The following is a 353-nucleotide window of genomic DNA, read 5'->3' on the forward strand; positions in this document are numbered from 1 at the left end:
CCGCGTAGCCGATCACGCGGCTCAGGAACACCACAAAGGTATTCATCACGCCCTGGATCAGCGTCATGGTGACCATGTCGCCATTGGCGATGTGGGCCACCTCATGGCCGATCACGGCCTCGATCTCTTCGCGGGTCATGCCTTGCAGCAGACCAGTGCTCACGGCCACCAAGGCCGAGTTTTTGAATGCACCGGTGGCGAAGGCATTGGGTGCGCCGTCAAAGATGCCAACTTCAGGCATACCAATGCCGGCTTTGTCGGCAAACTTGCGCACGGTGTCCACAATCCAGGCTTCATCGGCGTTTTGCGGTTGCTCAATGACTTTCACGCCCGAAGTCCACTTGGCCATGGGC

The 353-nt window shown here is 58.9% G+C and carries 1 protein-coding gene; it reads right to left on the bottom strand.

Features of this window, described 5'->3' with window-relative positions:
- Window positions 1-353, bottom strand: a 353-nt coding sequence (locus AC1D1Y_RS27040; protein WP_477685044.1) for a M48 family metalloprotease, incomplete at both ends; no start/stop codon positions are given.

It is taken from the genome of Polaromonas sp. P1_G1, assembly GCF_056405595.1.